This window comes from Rhizobium sp. 10PS4 (assembly GCF_032464805.1).
GTDB classification, from domain to species: domain Bacteria; phylum Pseudomonadota; class Alphaproteobacteria; order Rhizobiales; family Rhizobiaceae; genus Rhizobium; species Rhizobium laguerreae.
Genome location: NZ_JAWDIW010000008.1, coordinates 258,494 through 278,857, shown reverse-complemented (window position 1 = coordinate 278,857; position 20,364 = coordinate 258,494). Strand labels below are relative to the sequence as shown.

The following is a 20,364-nucleotide window of genomic DNA, read 5'->3' as shown; positions in this document are numbered from 1 at the left end:
GATGGAGGCAGTGAACCATCAGCGGCGTTTTCGCGCTGTCAGATTATTTAGCGATCGGAGGCGACGCTTACGCTTTCAGCAGCCACTCGTGCTCGGCGGCATTGTGGAATTTCCAGATCCGCTGCGGTCCGGCCATGACGTTGAGGTAGTAGAGGTCGTAACCATGGCAGGCGGCGCAGGGGTGATAGCCTTTCGGCACCAGCGTCACATCGCCGTCCTCGAGCGCCATTGCCTCGTCGAGCGAGCGATCGTCGGTATAGACGCGCTGAAAAGCGAAGCCCTGCGGCGGGTTGAGGCGATGGTAATAGGTCTCTTCCAGGAAGCTCTCGTTCGGCAGGTCGTCCTGGTCGTGTTTGTGCGGCGGATAGGAGGAGGTGTGTCCACCAGGCGTGATCACCTCGACGACCAGCAGCGAATGCGCCGAGCTGTCATCTTCCGGCATGATATTGTTGACATAGCGCACATTCGTGCCCTTGCCGCGCGTCACCTGCGGGTGCGTGCCGGGCGGGATGGCCTTCGCCTGATAGGTGCCGCCGCCGGGTGCCGAGCAGACCGCGAGCTCCAGATCGGTCTCCGCCGTCACCGACCATGTCGATTCCATCGGGATGTAGAGCGCATGCGGCGCGCCTTCGAACGGGTTCATCCGGCCGCCGAGCGTGCCGAAATCCTTGGTGCCGGCAGACGCCTTGCCCTTGCCTGTCACCCAGACGAGGCAGACTTCGCGATCGCCCGTCTCTCCCGAGACGGTTTCGCCCGGCTTCATCCGATGCAGATCGAAGCCGACATAGGTCCAGCCGGCATTTTCCGGGGTGACATGCGTGACGCGGCCATGCGTGCCTGATGGTTTCACCTTGAGATTTGGCATTGGTGTTTTTCCTCGTAAGTTGGTGGACGCTGCCCCCTCATCCGGCTGCCGCCACCTTCTCCCCGAGGGGAGAAGGGATATGCCGCGCCGCCTCTTTCCCCTTCTCCCCAGCGGGGGTCCGAAGGACGGGTTGAGACCGGTGGCTTAACCCAGGCAAAGGTGCCGGAGGGCGGGGGCGTCTTGCTCCGGCGTCCCGATCAGCCTCTCCCCTTGTGGGGAGGGGTCTTTTGCTCCCGCTATCCCCCAGGAAAGCCTTCCGTTTCCACGGTATAGCCCGCAGCCGTCATGACGCGCATCAACTCGGCGTGGCCGATCTCGGCCATTTTCTGCGGCGGGGCCTTGCGCGGATCCTGTTCGGCCTCGACAACGAACCAGCCTTCATAACCGTGATCGGCCAGCCGCTGGACGATGGCGGCGAAATCGAGCGAGCCGTCGCCCGGCACAGTGAAGGCGCCAAGCGCCACCGCATCGAGGAAGGACTGCCGGCTGCGGTCCAGCCCGTCCACCACCGGCTTGCGGATGTCCTTGACGTGAACATGATTGATGCGGGCGTGGTGGTTCCCGATGGCGCGCAGCACGTCGCCGCCGGCAAAGGCCAAATGCCCGGCATCGAGCAGCAGCGGGATGCCTTCGCCCGAATGGCGCATGAAGGCGTCGAGTTCCGGCTCGGTTTCGACCACGGCCGCCATGTGGTGGTGATAGGAAAGCGGGATGCCCTGCTCGGCGCACCATTCCCCGAATTCCGTGACGCGCCGCGCATAGGCCTTCATCTCGTCATCGGAGAGGCGCGGCTTGGTCGCGAGCGGCTTGGAGCGGTCGCCCTGGATCGAGCGGCCGACTTCGCCATAAACAATGCAGGGCGCATTGACCGCCTTGAAAAGCTCGATCATCGGCGCGATGCGGTCCTTGTTGGCGGCAAGCTCCTCATCGACCAGCGTGCCCGAGAACCAGCCGCCGCACAGCGTCACGTCGGCTGCGCGCAGAATGGGCAGCATCACCTCGGGATCGTCGGGGAAGCGGCGTCCCTTTTCCATGCCGGTGAAACCGGCACTGCGCGATTGCCGCAGGCATTCCTCCAGGGACACATCGTCGCTGAGCTCAGGAAGATCGTCGTTCCACCACGCGATGGGCGACATGCCGAGTTTGGCCTTCATCAACATTCTCCTTAAAAGCATTACGGGGAGCGGTGCCGCTCCTCCAGAAAAATGACAGCAATCGATCAGCCGACGCGCTGGGCAGCGCGTGCTTTGACATAGGCCTCATGCGCCCTGTTGACCTCACCGCGCGAGCTGACCTCAGGCACCGCGACATCCCACCAGTGGCCACCGGCTTCCGTGGTGATCAGCGGATCGGTGTCGATGACGAAGACCGACGTGCGGTCGTTCTTCCTGGAATCGGCGATTGCCTGCTCGAGTTCCGCGATCGAGGCGACCTTGACGGCGATGGCGCCCATGCTTTCGGCATGCGCGCGGAAATCGATCTCCGGCATCACCTCGTGATAGGAGTCCTTCAGCAGATTGTTGAAGTTGGCGCCGCCGGTGCCCATCTGCAATCGGTTAATGCAGCCGTAACCGCGATTGTCGAGCACGACGATGTTGAGCTTGAGGCCGAGCATGACCGAGGTGGCGAGCTCGGAATTCATCATCATGTAGGAACCGTCGCCGACCATGACGACGACATCCCGTTCGGGACGCGCCATCTTGGCGCCGAGCCCGCCGGCGATCTCGTAGCCCATGCAGGAAAAACCGTATTCCATGTGATAGCTGCCCGGCGCCGTCGCCGGCCAGAGCTTGTGCAATTCGCCGGGAAGGCCGCCCGCAGCGCAAAGCACCGTCGTATTCTCACCGCCGATCGCGCGCGCTACCGCGCCGATGACCTGCGCATCGGAGGGCAGGGCTGCATTGGTCGTCGCCATCGCCCTGGCCGCAGCCTCCATCCAGATCTTTTTCTCCGCCGCTGCCTTCTCGGCGAGTGCTGCCGGCGCCTTCCAGCCGGAAAGTCCGGCCGAAAGCGCCTTCAGTCCTTCGCGGGCGTCAGTCACCAGCGGATGGCTGTCGTGCTTCACCGCGTCATAGGCGGCGATATTGAGGCCGATCATCTTCAGGCTGTCATTCTTGAACAGCGCCCAGGAGCCCGTGGTGAAATCCTGGCAGCGGGTGCCGACGGCGATGACGAGGTCCGTCTCTTCGGCGATCGCATTCGCCGCCGAGGTGCCGGTGACGCCGACCGAACCAAGCGCCAGCGGATGGGTTTCGTTGATCGATGATTTGCCCGCCTGGCTGACGACGACAGGAATGCCGTGGGCCTCGGCAAAGGCGGCAAGCTCCTTCGTCGCCTGCGAATAAAGCACGCCGCCGCCGGCAACGATCACCGGCTTCTGCGATGCCTTGATCAGCGCGATGGCATTTGCCAGCTCGTCCGCATCCGGCTGCGGCCGGCGGGTGGTCCAGACTTTTTCCTCGAACAGGCTTTCCGGATAATCATAGGCTTCTGCCTGAACGTCCTGGCAGAGCGACAATGTCACCGGACCGCAATCCAAGGGGTCGGTCAGGACCTGCATGGCGCGCTTCAGCGCCGTGATGATCTGCTCGGGCCGGGTGATGCGATCAAAATAGCGCGAAACCGGACGGAAGGCGTCATTGGCCGAAACCGTGCCGTCCCCGAAATCCTCGATCTGCTGCAGCACCGGATCCGGCGCGCGGTTGGCGAAGACGTCGCCCGGCAGGAAGAGAATGGGGATACGATTGACATGCGCCACGCCGGCGGCGGTCACCATGTTCAGCGCGCCCGGACCGATCGAGCTCGTGCAGGCCATGAAGCGCGTGCGGAAATTCGCCTTGGCATAGGCGATCGCGGCATGCGCCATGCCCTGTTCGTTGTGGGCGCGATAGGTCGTCAATTCCGCGCGCACCTGATAGAGCGCTTCGCCGATACCGGCGACGTTGCCGTGACCGAAGATCGCCCAGACGCCGCCGAAGATCGGCACTTTCTTGCCGTCGACGATCGTCATCTGTACTTTCAGGAAATGCGCGACGGCCTGCGCCATCGTCAACCGTATCGTCTTGCCCATCGGGTCCTCCCGCAATCTTTCTTTTCGCGTTTTCCCCTCCCCAACCCCTCCCCACAAGGGGGAGGGACTTAACTTGGGGCACCGTCTCACACCATGAGCGAGCATCCTTTTGGACAAGACGCTGCGGCGAGAATGCAGAGGGCCCGCCAGGTTAGCCCCGCCCCCTTGTGGGGAGGGGTTGGGGAGGGGTCTTAATTCTAAGTCTACTGATGTCCGCGCGTTTTCAGCCACGCCTCTGTCAGTTGCCGGAAGCGGCCGGCCATATCGGCGATCGCTTCCTCGTCGTTCATTTCGCCTGAAAGCCAGGCGCGCGCCGGATCGGCAAAGATCGTCCGGCCGACGGCGAAACCCTTCACGGAGGGAGCTGCCAGCGTCGCCTCGAAGCAGGAGATCAGCTCGTCGGCGGGCGCCTCGAGCCCCAGGAGCACGATACCGCGGCACCAGGGATCATTTTTGGCGATCACCGCATCGATCTTCTTCCAGGCTTCACGGGATGCCTGCGGCTCCAGCTTCCACCAGTCCGGCTTGATGCCGAGCGCATAGAGCTCCTCCAGCGCGGTTGCGATCGTGTCGTCGGTGAGCGGCCCGTTCTTGCCGGCAATGATCTCCACCAGCAGCTCGCGGCCGACCTTGCGGGCGGCCTCGAACAGCGTCCGCAGCTTCTCCTGCTGCTCCGTCTTCAATTCAGCCGGATCATCAGGATGATAGAAGCACAGGCATTTGATGCAATGACCGAGCGGCCATTCGACGAGCTGCGAGCCGATATCCTGGCTGAATTCGAAGCGCAGCGGCTTCGAGCCCGGCAATTCCACCGGCCGGCCGATCCAGGAGAAATTCTTCGTCGCCGCATCGAAGAAAGCGTCGCGGCCGAAGCGTTCGTCGATCAGCATGCCGTAGCCGTCGCGGCCGTTCGAAACCCGCGCCGCTGCCGCCACCGCCAGCCGCTTGAAGGCGACGATCTTCTCATGGCCGACGCCGAGCTCATCGGCGACGCTGACGAGCTGCGAACGGTGGTCGATCGCCAGCGCCATCAAAAGCGGGATTTCGCCGCGGCGGGTCGATGCCCAGTGGATATGGTTGAGCGCCTCGTCCTTGCGCAGTGCCCGGTGCTTGCTGCCGATCGTCAGGAAGAAGTCGAGTTCCGCCCAGGTCGGATATTCCGGCGAGCAGAGCAGGCGGGAGACGGCGAAGGCGCCGCAGGCATTGGCCCAGGTGGCGCAGGTCTTCAGCGGCTCGTCGCGCAGGAAGCCACGCAGGAAACCGGACATGAACGCATCGCCGGCGCCCAGCACGTTGAAGACCTCGATCGGGAAACCCTGGCCGATGATGCCGGCTTCGAGATCGTCGGCGATCGGCCCGTCATAGACGATGCAGCCCATGGCGCCGCGCTTGAGCACGATCGTCGCCGGCGACAGCCGACGGATCTCCTTCAGCGCGCCGAGCACGTCGTCGGCGCCGGAAGCGATCAGGATTTCCTCTTCGGTGCCGACGATGAGGTCGCAATCCGGCAGCGTCTCCTTCATCTTCCAGGAGACCCGGTCGGATTTCACGTAGCGTTCGAAGCCTTCCGCATGGCCGGCAAGGCCCCAGAGGTTCGGCCGGTAATCGATGTCGAAGATCACCTTGCGGCCGTTCGCCTTGGCGATGCGGATAGCCTTGCGCTGTGCGGCCTCGGTATTCGGCCGCGAGAAATGCGTTCCGGAAACGAGAACGGCGCGCGACGATCTGATGAAATCCTCGTCGATATCGCCTTCATCGAGCGCCATGTCGGCGCAGTCCGACCGATAGAAGATCATCGGCGACACGCCCTCGGCCTCGACCGCCAGCAGCACCAGCGCCGTCAGTCGCTCCTTGTCGGTGACGATGCCGTCTGTCGCGACACCTTCGCGCGCCGACTGCTCGCGGATGAAACGTCCCATCTGCTCGTCGCCGACGCGAGTGATGAGGCCGGATTTGAGCCCGAGCCGCGCCGTGCCGATGGCGATATTGGCCGGGCAGCCACCGACGGACTTGGCGAAAGAGCCGATATCCTCCAGCCGCGAACCGATCTGCTGGCCGTAAAGATCGACCGAGGAACGGCCGATGGTGATCACATCAAGCGCCGGCTCCGGCTGTGAACCCGGATTCGATTGTACCATGATGTCCTCCCGCTAGATTTTGCGCGGCTTCCAGTGCCTGCGAATTTTCAATAATGAAACATCGGTTCCGATATTTTGTCAATTCGGAATGTTTATTCCATTTTGCCTTTTGCAGGTTTTGACTGCTGACTCTTGCGCCGCCGTTCGGCGATTGCAACCGGTAGTGCCATGGTGAGCGCCATCGAGGCCGAAAGCGAGCGGAAGCCGGCGAAATCGGCTTCCGCCACTTCGAACCAGTGCGTGGCGCAGGCGGCAAGCGGCGAAAAGGCCGAATCGGTGATCGCGATGACGGGGACGCCGCGGTCGGCAAGCTCCTGGCTCTGATTAAGGCTGTCGGCGGCATAGGGCGAGAAGCTTGCCGCGATCGCTGCGTCTTTCGGTGTTGCGAACTGCACCATTTCAGGGTCGACGCCGTTTGGCGAGGCGACGATCTGGTGGCGGATATTGAGCTTGGAAAAAGCATAGGTCATATGCGCCGTCAGCGGGTAGGAGCGCCGTTTGGCGATCAGATAGATCGTCTCGGCGCTGGCAAGGATATTCACTGCTTTGGTGAAGGTATCGCTCTGCACCGTCGCCGCCAGCCGGTTGACGGACTGGTTTGCCGCGGCGATGAAGCCGGAGAGCAGATTGGCGTCCTCATCGTCGCCGCTCGATTTCTCCAGCGTGACGAGGCGCTCTTCGTAGCTTAGCGTCCGGTCCCGCAATCTTTCGCGAAAGATGCTCTGCAGGTCGGAAAAGCCTCCGTAACCCAGATGATGCGCCAGGCGCACCAGCGTCGATGGTTGGACATCGGAGGCGGCCGCGATGCTCGCCGTCGTGCCGAAGGCGATTTCGTCGGGATTGCCGAGCGCGAAGGCGGCGACCTGCGCCAGCCGCTTCGGCATGCTCGCCTTGCGCTCGATGATGGTGCTGCGCAAGCTTTCGAAATCGCGCGGCACACGCGCGTGCCTCTGGGGATCGTTATCCATGCTTACGGCTCACGAGATGAAACAAATATTCCATATTATCGAACATAAACGATTTCAAACGACACGGCTAATTGTTTTTAATCCTCTGTAATTGAATGCTTTTAGACAATCCTCTAGGGACGGCTGCAGAAATGCCTGTCAGCAGGTCCCTTGTCAAAATGATCCAAATATTCCAAAAATCCGCGTGCAGCTCTGGAGGAGACGGAAATGAAGCCACTCGGCATCGGTTTGATCGGGACCGGTTATATGGGCAAGTGCCATGCATTGGCGTGGAATGCGGTGAAGACGGTGTTCGGCGATGTCGAGCGCCCGCGTCTTGTGCATCTGGCCGAAGCCAATGCCGGGCTTGCTGATGCTCGTGCCGGTGAATTCGGTTTCGAGAAGGCGACGGCCGACTGGCGAGCGCTGATTGCCGACCCCGAGGTCGACGTCGTCTCCGTCACCACGCCCAATCAGTTCCACGCCGAGATGGCGATTGCAGCCCTCGCGGCCGGCAAACATGTCTGGTGCGAAAAGCCGATGGCGCCGGCCTATGCCGATGCCGAGCGCATGCTGGAGACGGCGAAGCGATCCGGCAGGGTTGCCGCCCTTGGCTATAATTACATCCAGAATCCTGTCATTCGGCATATCAGGACGTTGATCGGCGAGGGCGCCATCGGCGCGGTCAACCACATCCGCGTCGAGATGGACGAGGATTTCATGGCCGATCCCGATGTCTTCTTTTATTGGAAGAGCGAGCTTTCCGCTGGCTACGGCGCGCTCGACGATTTCGCCGTGCACCCGCTGTCGCTGCTCTGGTATCTCTTCGGCCATGTCGAGGCCGTCATAACGGATATGGTCAAACCCTATGCCGACCGCCCGCTAAGCGAGGGCGGTCGCCGTGCCGTCGAAAACCACGATGGCGCCAACGTGCTGATGCGGCTTGGCGGCGGCATCTCCGCCGTGTTGATGGCGAATCGCGCCGCCTGGGGTCGCAAGGGCCGCATCGCCCTGCAGATTTTTGGCTCGACAGGCTCGATCGTCTACGACCAGGAGCGGATGAACGAATTCGAGCTCTATCAGGCCGACGGCCGTGGCTCCGAGCAGGGCTTCCGCAAGATACTGGCGGCCCCCGCCCATCAGCCTTATGATCGGTTTATCCCGGCACCAGGCCACGGCCTCGGCTTCAACGATCTGAAGATCATCGAATGCCGTGAGCTGATCCGGGCAATATCAGGCGAGCCGTCGTCGATCGTGACATTCGAAGACGGTCTCAGGATAGAGAAGTCGGTGCATGCCATGGCACAGTCCTTCCACGAGCGCCGCTGGATCGAGATCGGCTGAATGTAAGAGGCCGCTTTCCGTTGACGGGGCGTGGGGTAGGGAATAGGCCTTGGCGTGGGCGTCGGGCGCAGCTTCAGGAGTGAGATCGTGACGGATAGACTGGTGATCATCGGCGCGGGCCAGGCCGGTTTCGCATTGGCGGCCAAGCTGCGTGCGTTGAAGGATACGCGCCCGATCACCCTCATCGGTGCAGAGGACGTCGCTCCCTATCAGCGCCCGCCGCTTTCGAAGAAATACCTGCTCGGCGAAATGTCTTTCGACCGCCTGCTGTTCCGCGCCGAGCACTGGTATGCGGACAATGACGTCGATCTTCGCCTTTCGACTTGGGCCGAGCAGATCAAGCCGGACAGCAAGCAGGTTCTGCTGCAGGACGGCTCCGTTCTTGATTACGGCACGCTGGCGCTCGCCACCGGCTCGACGCCGCGCCGGCTGCCGGCCGCAATCGGCGGCGATCTCGAAGGCGTCTATGTCGCCCGCGACAAGCGCGATGCCGATCTGCTTGCTGACGAGATGCGCCCCGGTCGTCGCGTCCTCATCATCGGTGGCGGTTATATCGGTCTCGAGGCGGCGGCTGTTGCCCGCCATCGCGGGCTGGAAGTCACCGTCATTGAGATGGCAGACCGCATCCTGCAGCGCGTCGCGGCGAAGGAGACTGCCGACATCATGCGCGTGATCCACGAGGCCCATGACGTGGTGATCCGCGAGAAGACAGGGCTCAAGAATCTGATCGGCAAGGATGGCCGCGTCACCGGCGCCGCACTTTCCGACGGATCGGTCATCGACATCGATTTCGCCGTCGTCGGCATCGGCGTCGCCCCGAACGATCAGCTTGCCAAGGAAGCCGGCCTCGAAGTCACCAACGGCATTGTCGTCGACGAATTCGCCCGCACCTCCGATCCGGCGATCTTTGCGGCTGGCGATTGCGCAGCACTTCCCTGGCAGGGCGGACGCATCAGGCTCGAATCGGTGCAGAACGCCGTCGACCAGGCCGAAGCGGCGGCAGCCGTCATCGCCGGCGGCAGCGAGCCCTATGATCCGAAGCCGTGGTTCTGGTCGGACCAGTATGACGTCAAGCTGCAGATCGCCGGCTTCAATCTTGGTTATGACGAGACGCTGCTGCGCCCCGGCGCCCGCGAAGGCGCCCATTCGGTCTGGTACTTCAGGGAAGGCCGGCTGATTGCCGTCGATGCGATCAACGACGCGAAGGCCTATGTGACCGGCAAAAAACTGCTGGAATCCGGGACCAATCCTGATAAATCGATTCTCGCCGACCCTTCTGCCGACCTCAAGAGCCTGCTCGGCTGAGTTCGGCTTCTTCATTGAAGAGAACGAAGCGCGATCAAATTCCGCGGATTTCACCAGGAAATGCGGTTTGTTTGCGCAACCGGCTGAATTGCAGCTCGCTGCATTTCTTCTGGTGAAAACTCAAAAAACCCTTGCATTCACAGACCGGTCACCATAGTTAGGCCGCACCGGAGAGGTGGCCGAGTGGTCGAAGGCGCTCCCCTGCTAAGGGAGTATACGTCAAAAGCGTATCGTGGGTTCGAATCCCATCTTCTCCGCCATTCCCGATTTCCTGAGCGCGCGTCGATCGTTAGTTTCTGGCTGGGAACCATGTTCGTTTAGTCGGCTAGGCCGGACGGCGGAAAAATCTCTCTACCTCAAGTGAGAGAATCGCCTGCGGGAATCACCTCCCGCCCTCAAGCCACTGACAGGTGGCGAAAGCGGATCGGTGCACGTCCGGTTACGCTTCCGGCAATCATGAATCCCTCGCAAGAGCCGCATTTTGTCAAAAAAGTGTCACGAATGTGTCGCAAAGCGCATGTCCAATTCTTTGTTGGCTTGACCTAAGCCTCCGCAAAATCAGGGTTTTCTTAACGAAACATAAAGGAAATCGAGGCCGGTTGCCCGACTTGTGTCCTTTCAGCAACAGAATGTCGGGAAGGCTCCTTCAAATCCCCTGTCCGAGTAAGTTGGTGATTGCGTGATGGCTTCCGTCTTGTATTTTCAGCGTCGGAAGCAAGGGCGACTGATCGTCCACTTCTTGAAACACGGGGATGGGGCAGGGAACGCTGCTCAGCGAAAGATCCCAAACCCGATCGAAACTTTGAATTGGAGGTCATTTATGAACATCAAGAGCCTTCTTCTCGGCTCCGCTGCTACTCTCGCAGTAGTATCCGGTGCTCAGGCTGCTGACGCTATCGTTGCTGCCGAGCCGGAACCGGTTGAATATGTTCGCGTCTGCGACGCTTACGGCACCGGCTACTTCTACATCCCGGGCACCGAAACCTGCCTCAAGATCAACGGTTACATCCGTTTCCAGGTCAACGTTGGCGACCAGGTCGGCGCTAATGACGATCGTCCTAACGACTCCGATTGGGATGCCGTCACTCGCGGTCAGGTTCAGTTCACTGCCAAGAGCGACACCGAATATGGTCCGCTGACCGGCGTCATCGTCATGCAGTTCAATGCTGACAATGCCACTGATCAGTCTGCCAAGCTCGACTCCGCTTACCTCGACATCGCCGGCTTCCGCGCTGGTCTGTTCTATAGCTGGTGGGACGATGGCCTCTCTGGCGAAACCGACGACATCGGCTCGCCGGTCACGCTGCATAACTCCATCCGTTATCAGTACGAAACCGACGCCTTCTACGCTGGCATCAGCGTCGATGAACTCGAGGACGGCTACTTCAAGGCGGACGAAGAACCCAACAACGTTGGCGTTGCAGTCGGTCTCGGCGGCAAGGCTGGTGCCTTCAGCTACCAGATCACTGCCGGCTATGACGTCGACAACGAAGATGGTGCTGTCCGTGCAATGGGTACGGTTGACATCGGTCCCGGTACGCTCGGCCTCGCTGCCGTATACGCTACCGGCCCGAGCTCTTACTACACCAAGGCCGAATGGGCGATCGCTGCTGAATACGCCATCAAGGCGACTGACCAGCTGAAGATCACCCCCGGTGTCCAGTACTACAGCAACTACGGCATCACTGCTGACGACTTCGACGACGGCGATGCCTGGAAGGTCGGTCTGACGGTTGATTACCAGATCGTCGACAACTTCTACGCCAAGGCTTCGGTTCAGTATCTCGATCCGGAAGATGATGACGACTCCACTTCGGGCTACTTCCGCCTGCAGCGTTCGTTCTAATCTGATCTGACTTCGGTCAATCAGGAAAGCCCGGCTCTCGAGCCGGGCTTTTTGTATTGTGCGCCAGGCATGGCGCGTGGTGTGAGAACACCGTTTGGCCGGGTTGGTATCCGGCCGATGACTTGGAGGTGAGAGTCCTCTGCGGGCCCTGGTGATGGGAACCGTTAGCTGAACAGCAAGGGCGTCGTCGCGAGGCGGGGTCTGAAGGAAGCTGTAGGCAAAGTGCCGGCTCTGACCAATTTCGTGAGCTTATCGGCAGGTGTCGAGAAAAGCTCGAATTGTCGTGGGGATATTACCGAGATGCAGGAGTGGGGCGTGTCCTTGTCCTTCGGCAGCATGAAGGATCAGCCGCGAATGCCGCCGTGCCATTTCGCCGGCGGTTTCCTGTGAAAGCAGCGACGTGTTTTCACCGCGGATCAGCATAAGCGGCAACCGGCTCAGGCTTTCGAATTGCCCCCAGAGATCAGGCAACGGCTGGCTGAAATCGATCGATTTCAGTGCCTCTGCGATCGCCGGGTCGAAGTCGGCGACCGGCCGTCCACCGATATCGCGATAAAGGGCAAGCGCCATCTCGCGCCAATCTTCCTCTGCAAGCGCAGCAAACGACGCGCCATGATTTTCCTTCAATATATCGGCCGCCTCGTTCCAGTCCGCCGGCTTCCTGCCGCTGTTGAGGTAATCGCGGATCCGCGCCAGCCCCTCAGCCTCAAGCACGGGCCCGATATCGTTGAGGATGACGGCTTCGAGAAGATCCGGATGTGTCGCGGCGATCAGATGCAGGATCAGCCCGCCCCGCGACGTGCCGACGAAGATCGCCCGCTCGATGCCGAACGCCGTGCAGGCGGCAAGGACGTCGCCGGCCTCGATGGCGAGATTGTAGTTCGCCTTGTTCTCATCCCATGCCGAGTTTCCTCGTCCGCGCGAATCGAGCGCAATCACCCTGCGTGGCGTTGTTGTGTCCCGGGCGAGAAGCAGCGCAAGCGGATGAAAATCCCGCGTATTGCGGGTCAGGCCGGGCAGGCAGATCACCGGCAGCCGTCCGGCGGTTGTCGCCTGGTCGGGTCGGTAGTCGCGGGCATAAAGCCTCAACCCATCGGAAGACGTGTAAAATCGTTCCTGGAAACCGCCTGCATCCATATCCGGCATCGCATCCCTCGAGATCTGTTTGATCCCGAAGATGTAGCTTGCTTTTCAAGCCGCGCCAAACGGCTTCAGGAGGCGCTGCGTCCGCCGATCAGGTCGCGCTCGATATCGGTGGGTTGGCCGAGACGGGCTTTATAAACTTCGTAATTCTCCATCACGCGCTGCACGTAGTTGCGCGTTTCGGGGAAGGGGATGCGCTCGATCCAGTCGACGATCTCGTCGATCGGCCTGCCGCGCGGATCGCCGTAGCGGCCGATCCATTCCGGCACCCGCTTCGGCCCGGCATTATAGGCAATGAAGGTGAGAATATAGGAGCCGCCGAAGGCGTCGATCTGCTCGCCGAGATAATGGGCACCGAGTGTCGCGTTATAGCCGGCATCGGCCGTTAGCTTGTCCTTGGAAAAGGCGATGTTGTGGCGCTTGGCCACCGCCTGGGCTGTTCCCGGCAGAAGTTGCAGCAGGCCGCGCGCGTTTGCCGCCGAAACGGCGGCCGGGTTGAAGGCGCTTTCCTGCCGGGCAATAGCATAGGCGAGCGCCTTGCCGGAGCCTGTTATATTGGCGCTCGCCGGGATCACGCCGACCGGAAAGGCAAGCGCTGCGACATCAATGCCGCGTCCATAGGCGATCTTGCCGATCTGCAGCGAGAGATGATGATCGCCGGATTGCTCGGCCCGTGCCGCAAGGACAGCCAATTCACCGGGGCTTTGCAGTTGATCGGCGAGCGCGAGATAGAGAATGGCGGCCCGCCATCCATGGCCGGCGGCCTCCAGCCGGCCGATCGCCTGCACGGCTTCGCGTGCCTGGAAGCGCTGCCGGTCGGCCGTGCTCGGTGCGGGATAGGTGACGTTAAGCGTCTTTCGCCCCAGTCTTTCGGCCGCGAGCTGTCCATAGAAGGTGCCGGGAAAACTCGCGGCCTTCGCATAGAATTCGCTGGATTTGCCGGGACCTCCGGCCTCCGCTGCTCGTCCCAGCCAATACCAGGCGCGTGAAACCGAGATCGGTCCGTTTGATGTCTGGAGAATCTTGCGGAAATGTCTTTCCGCCGTTGCCGGGTCCTGCAGGCCGCGAAGGGCGTACCATCCGGCATGGAATTCAGCCTCGACGATATCCGTCGGGCTCGTTGCGGCGTAGTTTGCGACGATGCGATAGGCAGGCTTGAACTGTCCCTGGTCGACGAGACCACGGCTGACGATGCGCTGCTCGTTCCACCATTCGCCGGAATTGAGGAGTTCGCTACGCTCTGGCGGCATCTGCTCCAGAAGCACAGCCGCTTCGGCATATTTGTCTTGCTTGCGCAGATATTCGATCCGCGCAAACAGCAGGCCGGCATCGCCGCGCCATTTCGCATCGACGGCGTTGAGCAGCGCGCCGGCATTGCCGGCTTTGGCGTCGACGGCAGCCCAGGCCGTGTAGAGCGACTGCGCCTGGCCCATGTCTCCGAAGCGCTTAGCCTGCGCCACCCGGCCGCGATACATCAGATAGTCCATCCGCGCCTTATGGTCGGCGGGCGTCAACAGCGCGGAAAACTCGATGAGGATCTTGTCCTCGGTCGCCTTGTCGAGCGCCTCTCCGCGCCAGACCTTGCGGATATATTTTGCCGCCTGTGCCTGTTTGCCTGACGCAACCAGCGCCCGGCCGAGGATGACGGCGCCCTGCATCGTCTCGGGCGCGGTATCGCCGAAGGCGGCGAGCACGGCGAAAGGGGCGGGATTTTCATCATAGATCGCGCGTTCGGAATAGGCGCGCAGCCGCGAAAGACCCGGCCAGCTCTTGAGCTCTTGCGCGGCGCTGGCGATTTCAAAAGAAGGAACACCCTTCAATCCGGAAACGGCGATCGCCCAGGTGAGGATATGGCGGTCGAGCGTCCCGTCGCGCATGCTGTCGCGGATCGAAAGCGCCAGCTGCGGATCCTTGTCGGAAAGCGCGTCGAGGCCGGCCTTCAGGTCGCCGTTGACGGGCGCGATGGCCGGATTGCGCGGAATAGCGCCTGTCGTGATCGACTCCGGTATGGCTGTTTCGGGAATGAAGCCGAGCGGCTTGACGGCAGGCATGGCAGTGCTCTCGCCGGGAAGCGGCGACGCAACGCTGCCCCACGCAGCGGCAATGAAGCCGAAGGCGGACAGAATCAGGACAGCTTTCTTCATCCGGGATCTCGCAATGAAAACACGCCCTGCCATTAGGCTAGAGGCATCTTAACGAAACCTTACCGTACCAGGTAAAATTCATTCACATCTGCTATCGGAATTTGCCCTAAACCGAACTCTACGCGCTTGTCGCGATGATTTCGGCGCTCTATGGTGCGCAACTCTTATTCATGGAATGCGGCCGAAGCAAGGATTTGGTCGTGAGGAGCTTTGCATGTTCAATGGGTCCATTCCCGCCCTCGTCACCCCCTTCACCGATGCCGGACTGATCGACGAAGACAGCTTCGCCGCTCATGTCGACTGGCAGATCAAGGAAGGCAGCGGCGGTCTCGTTCCGGTCGGCACGACGGGCGAATCCCCGACGCTGTCGCATGCCGAACACAAGCGGGTGGTGGAACTCTGCATCGAGGTTGCCGCAAAACGCGTTCCCGTCATGGCTGGCGCCGGCTCGAACAATACGCGTGAGGCGATCGAGCTTGCCCAGCATGCCGAAAAGGTCGGTGCGAACGCCGTGCTGGTCGTCACCCCCTATTACAACAAGCCGACGCAGAAGGGTTTGATCGCGCATTTTTCGGCGATCGCCGAGGCCGTCGATCTGCCGATCTATATCTATAACATCCCCGGCCGCTCGGTGGTCGACATGACCCCGGAAACGATGGGTGCGCTCGCCAAGGCGCATAGGAATATCGTCGGCGTCAAGGATGCGACGGGCAAGATCGAGCGCGTCTCCGAACAGCGCATCAGCTGCGGCGCGGATTTCAGGCAATTGTCCGGCGAGGATGCGACGGCGCTCGGCTTCAACGCCCATGGCGGTGTCGGCTGTATTTCGGTGACGGCGAATGTCGCCCCGCGCCTTTGCGCCGACTTCCAGGCGGCAACGCTGGCCGGCGACTATGCCCGCGCTCTGGAATATCAGGACCGGCTGATGCCACTGCACAAGGCGATCTTCCTCGAGCCTGGTCTTTGCGGCGCCAAATACGGGCTTTCCAGACTTGGCCGGATGAGCCGCAACGTCCGCTCGCCGCTGCTTTCGACGCTGGAGCCGGCAACGGAATCGGCGATCGACGCCGCGATGCGTCATGCGGGCCTGTTGAACTGACGAGGCCGGCCGTCTTCACAAGGCCGGGTCTCTCCCTTACATAAGGGCAAGGAATAAGGGTGCGGCTTTTCGCGCCCTAAAAAATAATTGGAATATCGTCATGGCCCCCAAAGGCAGCCAGCGTGTGGTGAACAAGGTCGTGGCCGAAAACCGCAAGGCCCGCTTCAACTACGAGATCATCGATACTTATGAGGCCGGCATCGTGCTGATGGGCACGGAGGTCAAGTCGCTGCGCGAAGGCAAGGCCAATATCGCCGAATCCTACGCCTCGGATGAGGGCGGAGAGATCTGGCTGATCAATTCCTACCTGCCGGAATATCTGCAAGCCAACCGCTTCAACCACGAGCCGCGCCGGCGCCGCAAGCTGCTGCTGTCGGGCCGTGAAATCCATCGCCTGCGCTCTGCCATCAACCGCGAAGGCATGACGCTGATTCCGCTGAAGATCTATTTCAACGATCGCGGTCGGGCGAAGATGGAACTGGCGCTCGCCAAGGGTAAGAAATTGCACGACAAGCGCGAATCCGAGAAGGAGCGCGATTGGAACCGGCAGAAGAGCCGCCTGCTGAAGGCTCATGGTTGACCGCGCTGGGTCCGATCACGCTGCAATCGGCCGCTGTCGTGTATCGTCCATGTAAAGGCGTGGCCACGCGAGGAGCTGGCCGCCGCGCCCCTGCATGATTCAAATGTTACAGCGAGAGATCAGTCCTCGAAATCGCTGGCCGGGGCGACTTCGGCCGGGCGTGGCGCCCGCTCGGAAGGATCGCGACCGATCTCAGCCTTCAGAGACAAGAGATCGATGAAATGATCGGCCTGGCGGCGCAGGTCGTCGGCAATCATTGGTGGCTGGGTCGCCATGGTTGATATCACCGAGACCTTGCGGCCTCTGCGCTGCAATGCCTCGACCAGGTTGGTGAAATCGCCGTCGCCCGAGAAGATGACGAGATGATCGACCGTTTCGGATTGTTCCATGGCATCGATCGCAAGCTCGATGTCCATGTTGCCTTTGATCTTTCGGCGCCCCATGGAATCCGTGAATTCCTTGGCGGGCTTGGTGACGACTTTGTAGCCGTTGTAGTCGAGCCAGTCGATCAGCGGCCGGATCGACGAATATTCCTGATCTTCGATCAGAGCGGTATAATAATACGCGCGCAGCAGATATCCGCGTTTCTGGAATGCTTTCAGGAGCTTGCGGTAATCAATGTCAAAGCCGAGGCTCTTGGATGCAGCGTAGAGATTGGCGCCGTCAATGAAGAGTGCAATTTTTTCGCGTGGGTCAAACATCGCTTACCAATCCAATGAGAGCAATCGAAATCCGTATGGGTCAAACTTCAATAAAAACAATAGCTTGTGTTTCGATTTCGATCTGATCCTTACTTTATGAATTATTCATATATGAAAGATTTAGGGCACGATTCGACATATTCCAAGCAACCTTCGGTGGAATTATGACATTCTCCATGGAAATCTAGCTCAGCCGCGGATAAAGACGAGGGGAGCCGGAACGAAAAACTTGTATTTGCCCGGTTTTAATTGTATCGGGCGTGTTAATCCCGAAATGACGACCGTAAAGGACAGGCAATGGCCCGTGTCACAGTTGAAGATTGCATCGACAAGGTGGAGAACCGCTTCGAGCTGGTTCTGCTCGCCAGCCACCGCGCCCGGCTGATTTCCCAGGGTGCCTCGATCACCATCGATCGCGACAACGACAAGAATCCTGTCGTGGCCCTGCGCGAAATCGCCGACGAGACGCTTTCGCCCGATGACCTCAAGGAAGATCTGATCCATTCGCTGCAGAAGCACGTCGAAGTCGACGAGCCCGAGCCCGACCCGGCAAGCATGATCGCCGCCGGCGGTGCCACTGCGGCCGACAGCGAAGAGCAGGACGACGTGCCGGAGACGATCACTTTCGACCAGATGTCGGAAGAAGAGCTGCTTGCCGGCATCGAAGGCCTTGTGCCGCCGGAAAAGAGCGACGACTACTAAGCGCACCGGCCGGATCTCCGTCGCATCGGTCAGATGCGATCCCGCGGTCGCATTGATGCGATCCGAAAAAAGCTGCATGCGACGCAAAAGAGCGACGATTACCAATCGTCAATCTTGCACCTTTATTGCTTAGGCATATTATTGCCCATGTGTGCGCCAATCGTTGATTGGCGCGCTTTTATTTTTATCGGAGTGGCTTTGGAATGATGCGGCAGTACGAGCTCGTGGAGCGGGTTCAGCAATACAAGCCCGATGCCAATGAAGCACTGCTGAACAAAGCCTATGTTTACGCCATGCAGAAACATGGCCAGCAAAAGCGCGCGAGCGGCGATCCCTATATTTCCCATCCGCTCGAGGTCGCCGCCATCCTCACCGACATGCATCTCGATGAATCGACGATCGCGGTCGCCCTTCTGCATGATACGATCGAGGATACGACGGCGACACGCGCCGAGATCGACGAACTCTTCGGCGAGGATATCGGTCGCCTGGTCGAGGGTCTGACGAAGATCAAGAAGCTCGATCTCGTCACCAAGAAAGCCAAGCAGGCGGAAAATCTGCGCAAGCTGCTGCTCGCCATTTCCGACGATGTGCGCGTGCTGCTCGTCAAGCTTGCCGATCGCTTGCACAATATGCGTACCCTCGATCACATGTCGGCCGACAAGCGTGCCCGCATTTCCGAGGAGACGATGGAAATCTATGCGCCGCTCGCCGGCCGCATGGGCATGCAGGACATGCGCGAGGAACTCGAGGAACTCTCCTTCCGCCATATGAACCCGGAAGCCTACGAGACCGTCACCAAAAGGCTGGAAGAGCTTTCGAAGCGCAACGAGGGCATCGTCAAGAAGATCGAGGCCGAACTGCGCGACCTTCTGGTCGCAAGCGGCCTGACGAGCGCCTATGTCAAGGGCCGGCAGAAGAAGCCCTATTCCGTCTTCCGCAAGATGCAATCGAAGTCGCTTTCCTTCGAACAGCTTTCCGATGTCTACGGCTTCCGCCTGATCGTCGAGGACATCCCGTCCTGTTACCGGGCACTCGGCATTGTCCACACGCGCTGGCGCGTCGTGCCCGGCCGCTTCAAGGATTATATCTCGACGCCGAAGCAGAACGATTACCGTTCGCTGCACACCACTATCGTCGGCCCCTCCAGCCAGCGCATCGAACTGCAGATCCGCACCAAGCGCATGCACGAAATCGCCGAATTCGGCATCGCCGCCCACACGCTCTATAAGGACGGCGCCACCAATGCCGATGGCGATATTCTTTCCCGCGAATCCAATGCCTATTCTTGGCTGCGTCATACGATCGAGGCCCTGGCCGAGGGCGACAGCCCGGAAGAATTCCTCGAACACACCAAGCTCGAGCTCTTCCAGGACCAGGTCTTCTGCTTCACGCCGAAGGGCAAGTTGATCGCCCTGCCGCGCGGCGCCACCCCGATCGATTTCGCCTATGCGGTGCACACCAATATCGGCGATACGACAGTCGGCGCCAAGATCAACGGCCGCATCATGCCGCTGGTGACGCGACTTGCAAATGGCGACGAGGTCGAGATCATCCGCTCCGGCGTGCAGGTTCCGCCCGCCGCCTGGGAGGAGATCGTCGTGACCGGCAAGGCGCGCGCCGCCATCCGCCGCGCCACCCGCATGGCGATCCGCAAGCAATATGCCGGCCTCGGCCACCGCATTCTCGAGCGCACCTTCAACAGGGCCGGCAAGATCTTCTCGCGCGAGGCGATGAAGCCGGCGCTGCACCGTCTCGGCCAGAAGGATGTCGAGGATGCGATCGCCGCCGTCGGCCGCGGCGAGATGTCCTCGCTCGACGTGTTGCGCGCCGTCTATCCCGATCATCAAGATGAGCGCGTCACCGTGAAGCCCTCCGGCGATGATGGCTGGTTCAACGTTCGCAGCGCCGCCGGCATGATCTTCAAGATCCCCGGCAAGACCAAGACAGGGCACGACGGCGGCCATTCGGAAATCGACGCCGATGCCGATATCGGGCCGATCCGCGGCCTGTCCGGCAATGTCGACGTCAAGTTCGCGCCGACCGGCGCCGTGCCCGGCGATCGCATCGTCGGTATCATGGATCAGGGCAAGGGCATCACCATCTATCCGATCCAGTCGCCGAGCCTGCAGCGCTTCGACGATCAGCCCGACCGCTGGATCGACGTGCGCTGGGACCTCGACGAAGCCAACAAGTCGCGTTTCATGGCGCGCATCATGGTGAATGGGTTGAATGAGCCCGGCACGCTTGCCAAGGTCGCCCAGACGGTCGCAGGCCTCGACGTCAATATCCGCTTGCTGAACACGGTGCGGGTGGCGGCCGATTTCACCGAAATGATGCTCGAGGTCGAGGTCTGGGACCTGCGCCAGCTCAACCAGTTGCTCGCCCAGATGAAGGAACTGGATTGCATCGCCACGGTCCGGCGCCTCTACGACTAAAGCTTTTGTTAAGCCCCTCCAGAGGGTTGGGCGAAAAATTGC

Annotated in this window: 15 protein-coding genes and 1 tRNA gene; 8 read left to right on the top strand and 8 right to left on the bottom strand. The window is 60.9% G+C overall.

All coding sequences use genetic code 11. The features are described from left to right. Nucleotides 1-67 precede the first annotated feature (67 nt). From iolB to RWJ89_RS17560, 5 genes are all read right to left on the bottom strand, one after another. Nucleotides 68-865: a 5-deoxy-glucuronate isomerase gene (iolB, locus tag RWJ89_RS17580; protein WP_017963650.1), complete on the bottom strand. Its 798-nt coding sequence runs from the start codon at nucleotides 863-865 to the stop codon at nucleotides 68-70. Between the two features lie 236 nt (nucleotides 866-1,101). Then, nucleotides 1,102-2,019, bottom strand: a complete 918-nt coding sequence (gene iolE / locus RWJ89_RS17575; RefSeq protein WP_316031193.1) for a myo-inosose-2 dehydratase — start codon at nucleotides 2,017-2,019, stop codon at nucleotides 1,102-1,104. Nucleotides 2,020-2,084: 65 nt separating this feature from the next. Further along, a complete protein-coding gene (gene iolD / locus RWJ89_RS17570; protein WP_168284159.1) occupies nucleotides 2,085-3,935 on the bottom strand; it encodes a 3D-(3,5/4)-trihydroxycyclohexane-1,2-dione acylhydrolase (decyclizing) in 1,851 nt (616 codons plus the stop codon). Nucleotides 3,936-4,138: 203 nt separating this feature from the next. Next, nucleotides 4,139-6,073, bottom strand: coding sequence for a bifunctional 5-dehydro-2-deoxygluconokinase/5-dehydro-2-deoxyphosphogluconate aldolase (locus tag RWJ89_RS17565; RefSeq protein ID WP_316031192.1), 1,935 nt, complete (start codon nucleotides 6,071-6,073; stop codon nucleotides 4,139-4,141). Nucleotides 6,074-6,165: 92 nt separating this feature from the next. Beyond that, the gene (locus tag RWJ89_RS17560) at nucleotides 6,166-7,041 is read right to left on the bottom strand and encodes a MurR/RpiR family transcriptional regulator (RefSeq protein ID WP_316031191.1); all 876 of its coding nucleotides are present in this window, start codon (nucleotides 7,039-7,041) and stop codon (nucleotides 6,166-6,168) included. A 207-nt stretch (nucleotides 7,042-7,248) separates the two neighbouring features. Between RWJ89_RS17560 and RWJ89_RS17555 the strand changes: the two genes are divergently transcribed. The 4 genes from RWJ89_RS17555 to RWJ89_RS17540 all read left to right on the top strand — a co-directional run bounded on the left by RWJ89_RS17555 (nucleotide 7,249) and on the right by RWJ89_RS17540 (nucleotide 11,515). Continuing rightward, nucleotides 7,249-8,364, top strand: coding sequence for a Gfo/Idh/MocA family protein (locus RWJ89_RS17555; RefSeq protein ID WP_316031190.1), 1,116 nt, complete (start codon nucleotides 7,249-7,251; stop codon nucleotides 8,362-8,364). A gap of 87 nt (nucleotides 8,365-8,451) precedes the next feature. After that, nucleotides 8,452-9,669, top strand: coding sequence for an NAD(P)/FAD-dependent oxidoreductase (locus tag RWJ89_RS17550; protein WP_316031189.1), 1,218 nt, complete (start codon nucleotides 8,452-8,454; stop codon nucleotides 9,667-9,669). Nucleotides 9,670-9,838: 169 nt separating this feature from the next. Further along, nucleotides 9,839-9,929: transfer RNA gene (locus RWJ89_RS17545), tRNA-Ser, on the top strand. Nucleotides 9,930-10,489: 560 nt separating this feature from the next. Then, nucleotides 10,490-11,515 (top strand): porin, encoded by a 1,026-nt coding sequence (locus RWJ89_RS17540; protein WP_316031188.1) that lies wholly within the window; start codon nucleotides 10,490-10,492, stop codon nucleotides 11,513-11,515. 249 nt (nucleotides 11,516-11,764) lie between these two features. Here the strand turns inward: RWJ89_RS17540 and RWJ89_RS17535 are convergent, their stop codons facing one another. Both RWJ89_RS17535 and RWJ89_RS17530 read right to left on the bottom strand, forming a co-directional pair. Then, nucleotides 11,765-12,661: an alpha/beta fold hydrolase gene (locus RWJ89_RS17535; protein ID WP_221946302.1), complete on the bottom strand. Its 897-nt coding sequence runs from the start codon at nucleotides 12,659-12,661 to the stop codon at nucleotides 11,765-11,767. Nucleotides 12,662-12,726: 65 nt separating this feature from the next. Continuing rightward, the gene (locus tag RWJ89_RS17530) at nucleotides 12,727-14,802 is read right to left on the bottom strand and encodes a lytic transglycosylase domain-containing protein (RefSeq protein WP_221946301.1); all 2,076 of its coding nucleotides are present in this window, start codon (nucleotides 14,800-14,802) and stop codon (nucleotides 12,727-12,729) included. Nucleotides 14,803-15,016: 214 nt separating this feature from the next. On the opposite strand from RWJ89_RS17530, the gene dapA reads away from it, so the two are divergent. Continuing rightward, nucleotides 15,017-15,901 (top strand): 4-hydroxy-tetrahydrodipicolinate synthase, encoded by an 885-nt coding sequence (gene dapA, locus RWJ89_RS17525; RefSeq protein ID WP_020049304.1) that lies wholly within the window; start codon nucleotides 15,017-15,019, stop codon nucleotides 15,899-15,901. A 100-nt stretch (nucleotides 15,902-16,001) separates the two neighbouring features. Next, a complete protein-coding gene (gene smpB, locus RWJ89_RS17520) occupies nucleotides 16,002-16,481 on the top strand; it encodes an SsrA-binding protein SmpB (RefSeq protein WP_003546925.1) in 480 nt (159 codons plus the stop codon). Nucleotides 16,482-16,600: 119 nt separating this feature from the next. Here smpB and RWJ89_RS17515 read toward each other — a convergent pair whose 3' ends face one another. Continuing rightward, the gene (locus RWJ89_RS17515) at nucleotides 16,601-17,182 is read right to left on the bottom strand and encodes a LabA-like NYN domain-containing protein (RefSeq protein WP_003546927.1); all 582 of its coding nucleotides are present in this window, start codon (nucleotides 17,180-17,182) and stop codon (nucleotides 16,601-16,603) included. A gap of 297 nt (nucleotides 17,183-17,479) precedes the next feature. Here RWJ89_RS17515 and rpoZ point away from each other — a divergent pair, with 297 nt between their 5' ends. Then, a complete protein-coding gene (gene rpoZ, locus RWJ89_RS17510) occupies nucleotides 17,480-17,884 on the top strand; it encodes a DNA-directed RNA polymerase subunit omega (RefSeq protein ID WP_017959757.1) in 405 nt (134 codons plus the stop codon). Between the two features lie 203 nt (nucleotides 17,885-18,087). Next, the gene (locus RWJ89_RS17505) at nucleotides 18,088-20,322 is read left to right on the top strand and encodes a RelA/SpoT family protein (protein WP_017959758.1); all 2,235 of its coding nucleotides are present in this window, start codon (nucleotides 18,088-18,090) and stop codon (nucleotides 20,320-20,322) included. The last annotated feature ends 42 nt before the right edge of the window (nucleotides 20,323-20,364 follow it).

What these genes read in the sequence shown, in the direction of transcription:
- rpoZ (WP_017959757.1), top strand. Translation starts at nt 17,480, where the DNA reads ATGGCCCGTGTCACAGTTGAAGATTGCATCGACAAGGTGGAGAACCGC.
- RWJ89_RS17555 (WP_316031190.1), top strand. Translation starts at nt 7,249, where the DNA reads ATGAAGCCACTCGGCATCGGTTTGATCGGGACCGGTTATATGGGCAAG.
- RWJ89_RS17505 (WP_017959758.1), top strand. Translation starts at nt 18,088, where the DNA reads ATGATGCGGCAGTACGAGCTCGTGGAGCGGGTTCAGCAATACAAGCCC.
- iolD (WP_168284159.1), bottom strand. Translation starts at nt 3,935, where the DNA reads ATGGGCAAGACGATACGGTTGACGATGGCGCAGGCCGTCGCGCATTTC.
- smpB (WP_003546925.1), top strand. Translation starts at nt 16,002, where the DNA reads ATGGCCCCCAAAGGCAGCCAGCGTGTGGTGAACAAGGTCGTGGCCGAA.
- RWJ89_RS17530 (WP_221946301.1), bottom strand. Translation starts at nt 14,802, where the DNA reads ATGAAGAAAGCTGTCCTGATTCTGTCCGCCTTCGGCTTCATTGCCGCT.
- iolE (WP_316031193.1), bottom strand. Translation starts at nt 2,019, where the DNA reads ATGAAGGCCAAACTCGGCATGTCGCCCATCGCGTGGTGGAACGACGAT.
- iolB (WP_017963650.1), bottom strand. Translation starts at nt 865, where the DNA reads ATGCCAAATCTCAAGGTGAAACCATCAGGCACGCATGGCCGCGTCACG.
- RWJ89_RS17540 (WP_316031188.1), top strand. Translation starts at nt 10,490, where the DNA reads ATGAACATCAAGAGCCTTCTTCTCGGCTCCGCTGCTACTCTCGCAGTA.
- dapA (WP_020049304.1), top strand. Translation starts at nt 15,017, where the DNA reads ATGTTCAATGGGTCCATTCCCGCCCTCGTCACCCCCTTCACCGATGCC.
- RWJ89_RS17565 (WP_316031192.1), bottom strand. Translation starts at nt 6,073, where the DNA reads ATGGTACAATCGAATCCGGGTTCACAGCCGGAGCCGGCGCTTGATGTG.
- RWJ89_RS17535 (WP_221946302.1), bottom strand. Translation starts at nt 12,661, where the DNA reads ATGCCGGATATGGATGCAGGCGGTTTCCAGGAACGATTTTACACGTCT.
- RWJ89_RS17560 (WP_316031191.1), bottom strand. Translation starts at nt 7,041, where the DNA reads ATGGATAACGATCCCCAGAGGCACGCGCGTGTGCCGCGCGATTTCGAA.
- RWJ89_RS17515 (WP_003546927.1), bottom strand. Translation starts at nt 17,182, where the DNA reads ATGTTTGACCCACGCGAAAAAATTGCACTCTTCATTGACGGCGCCAAT.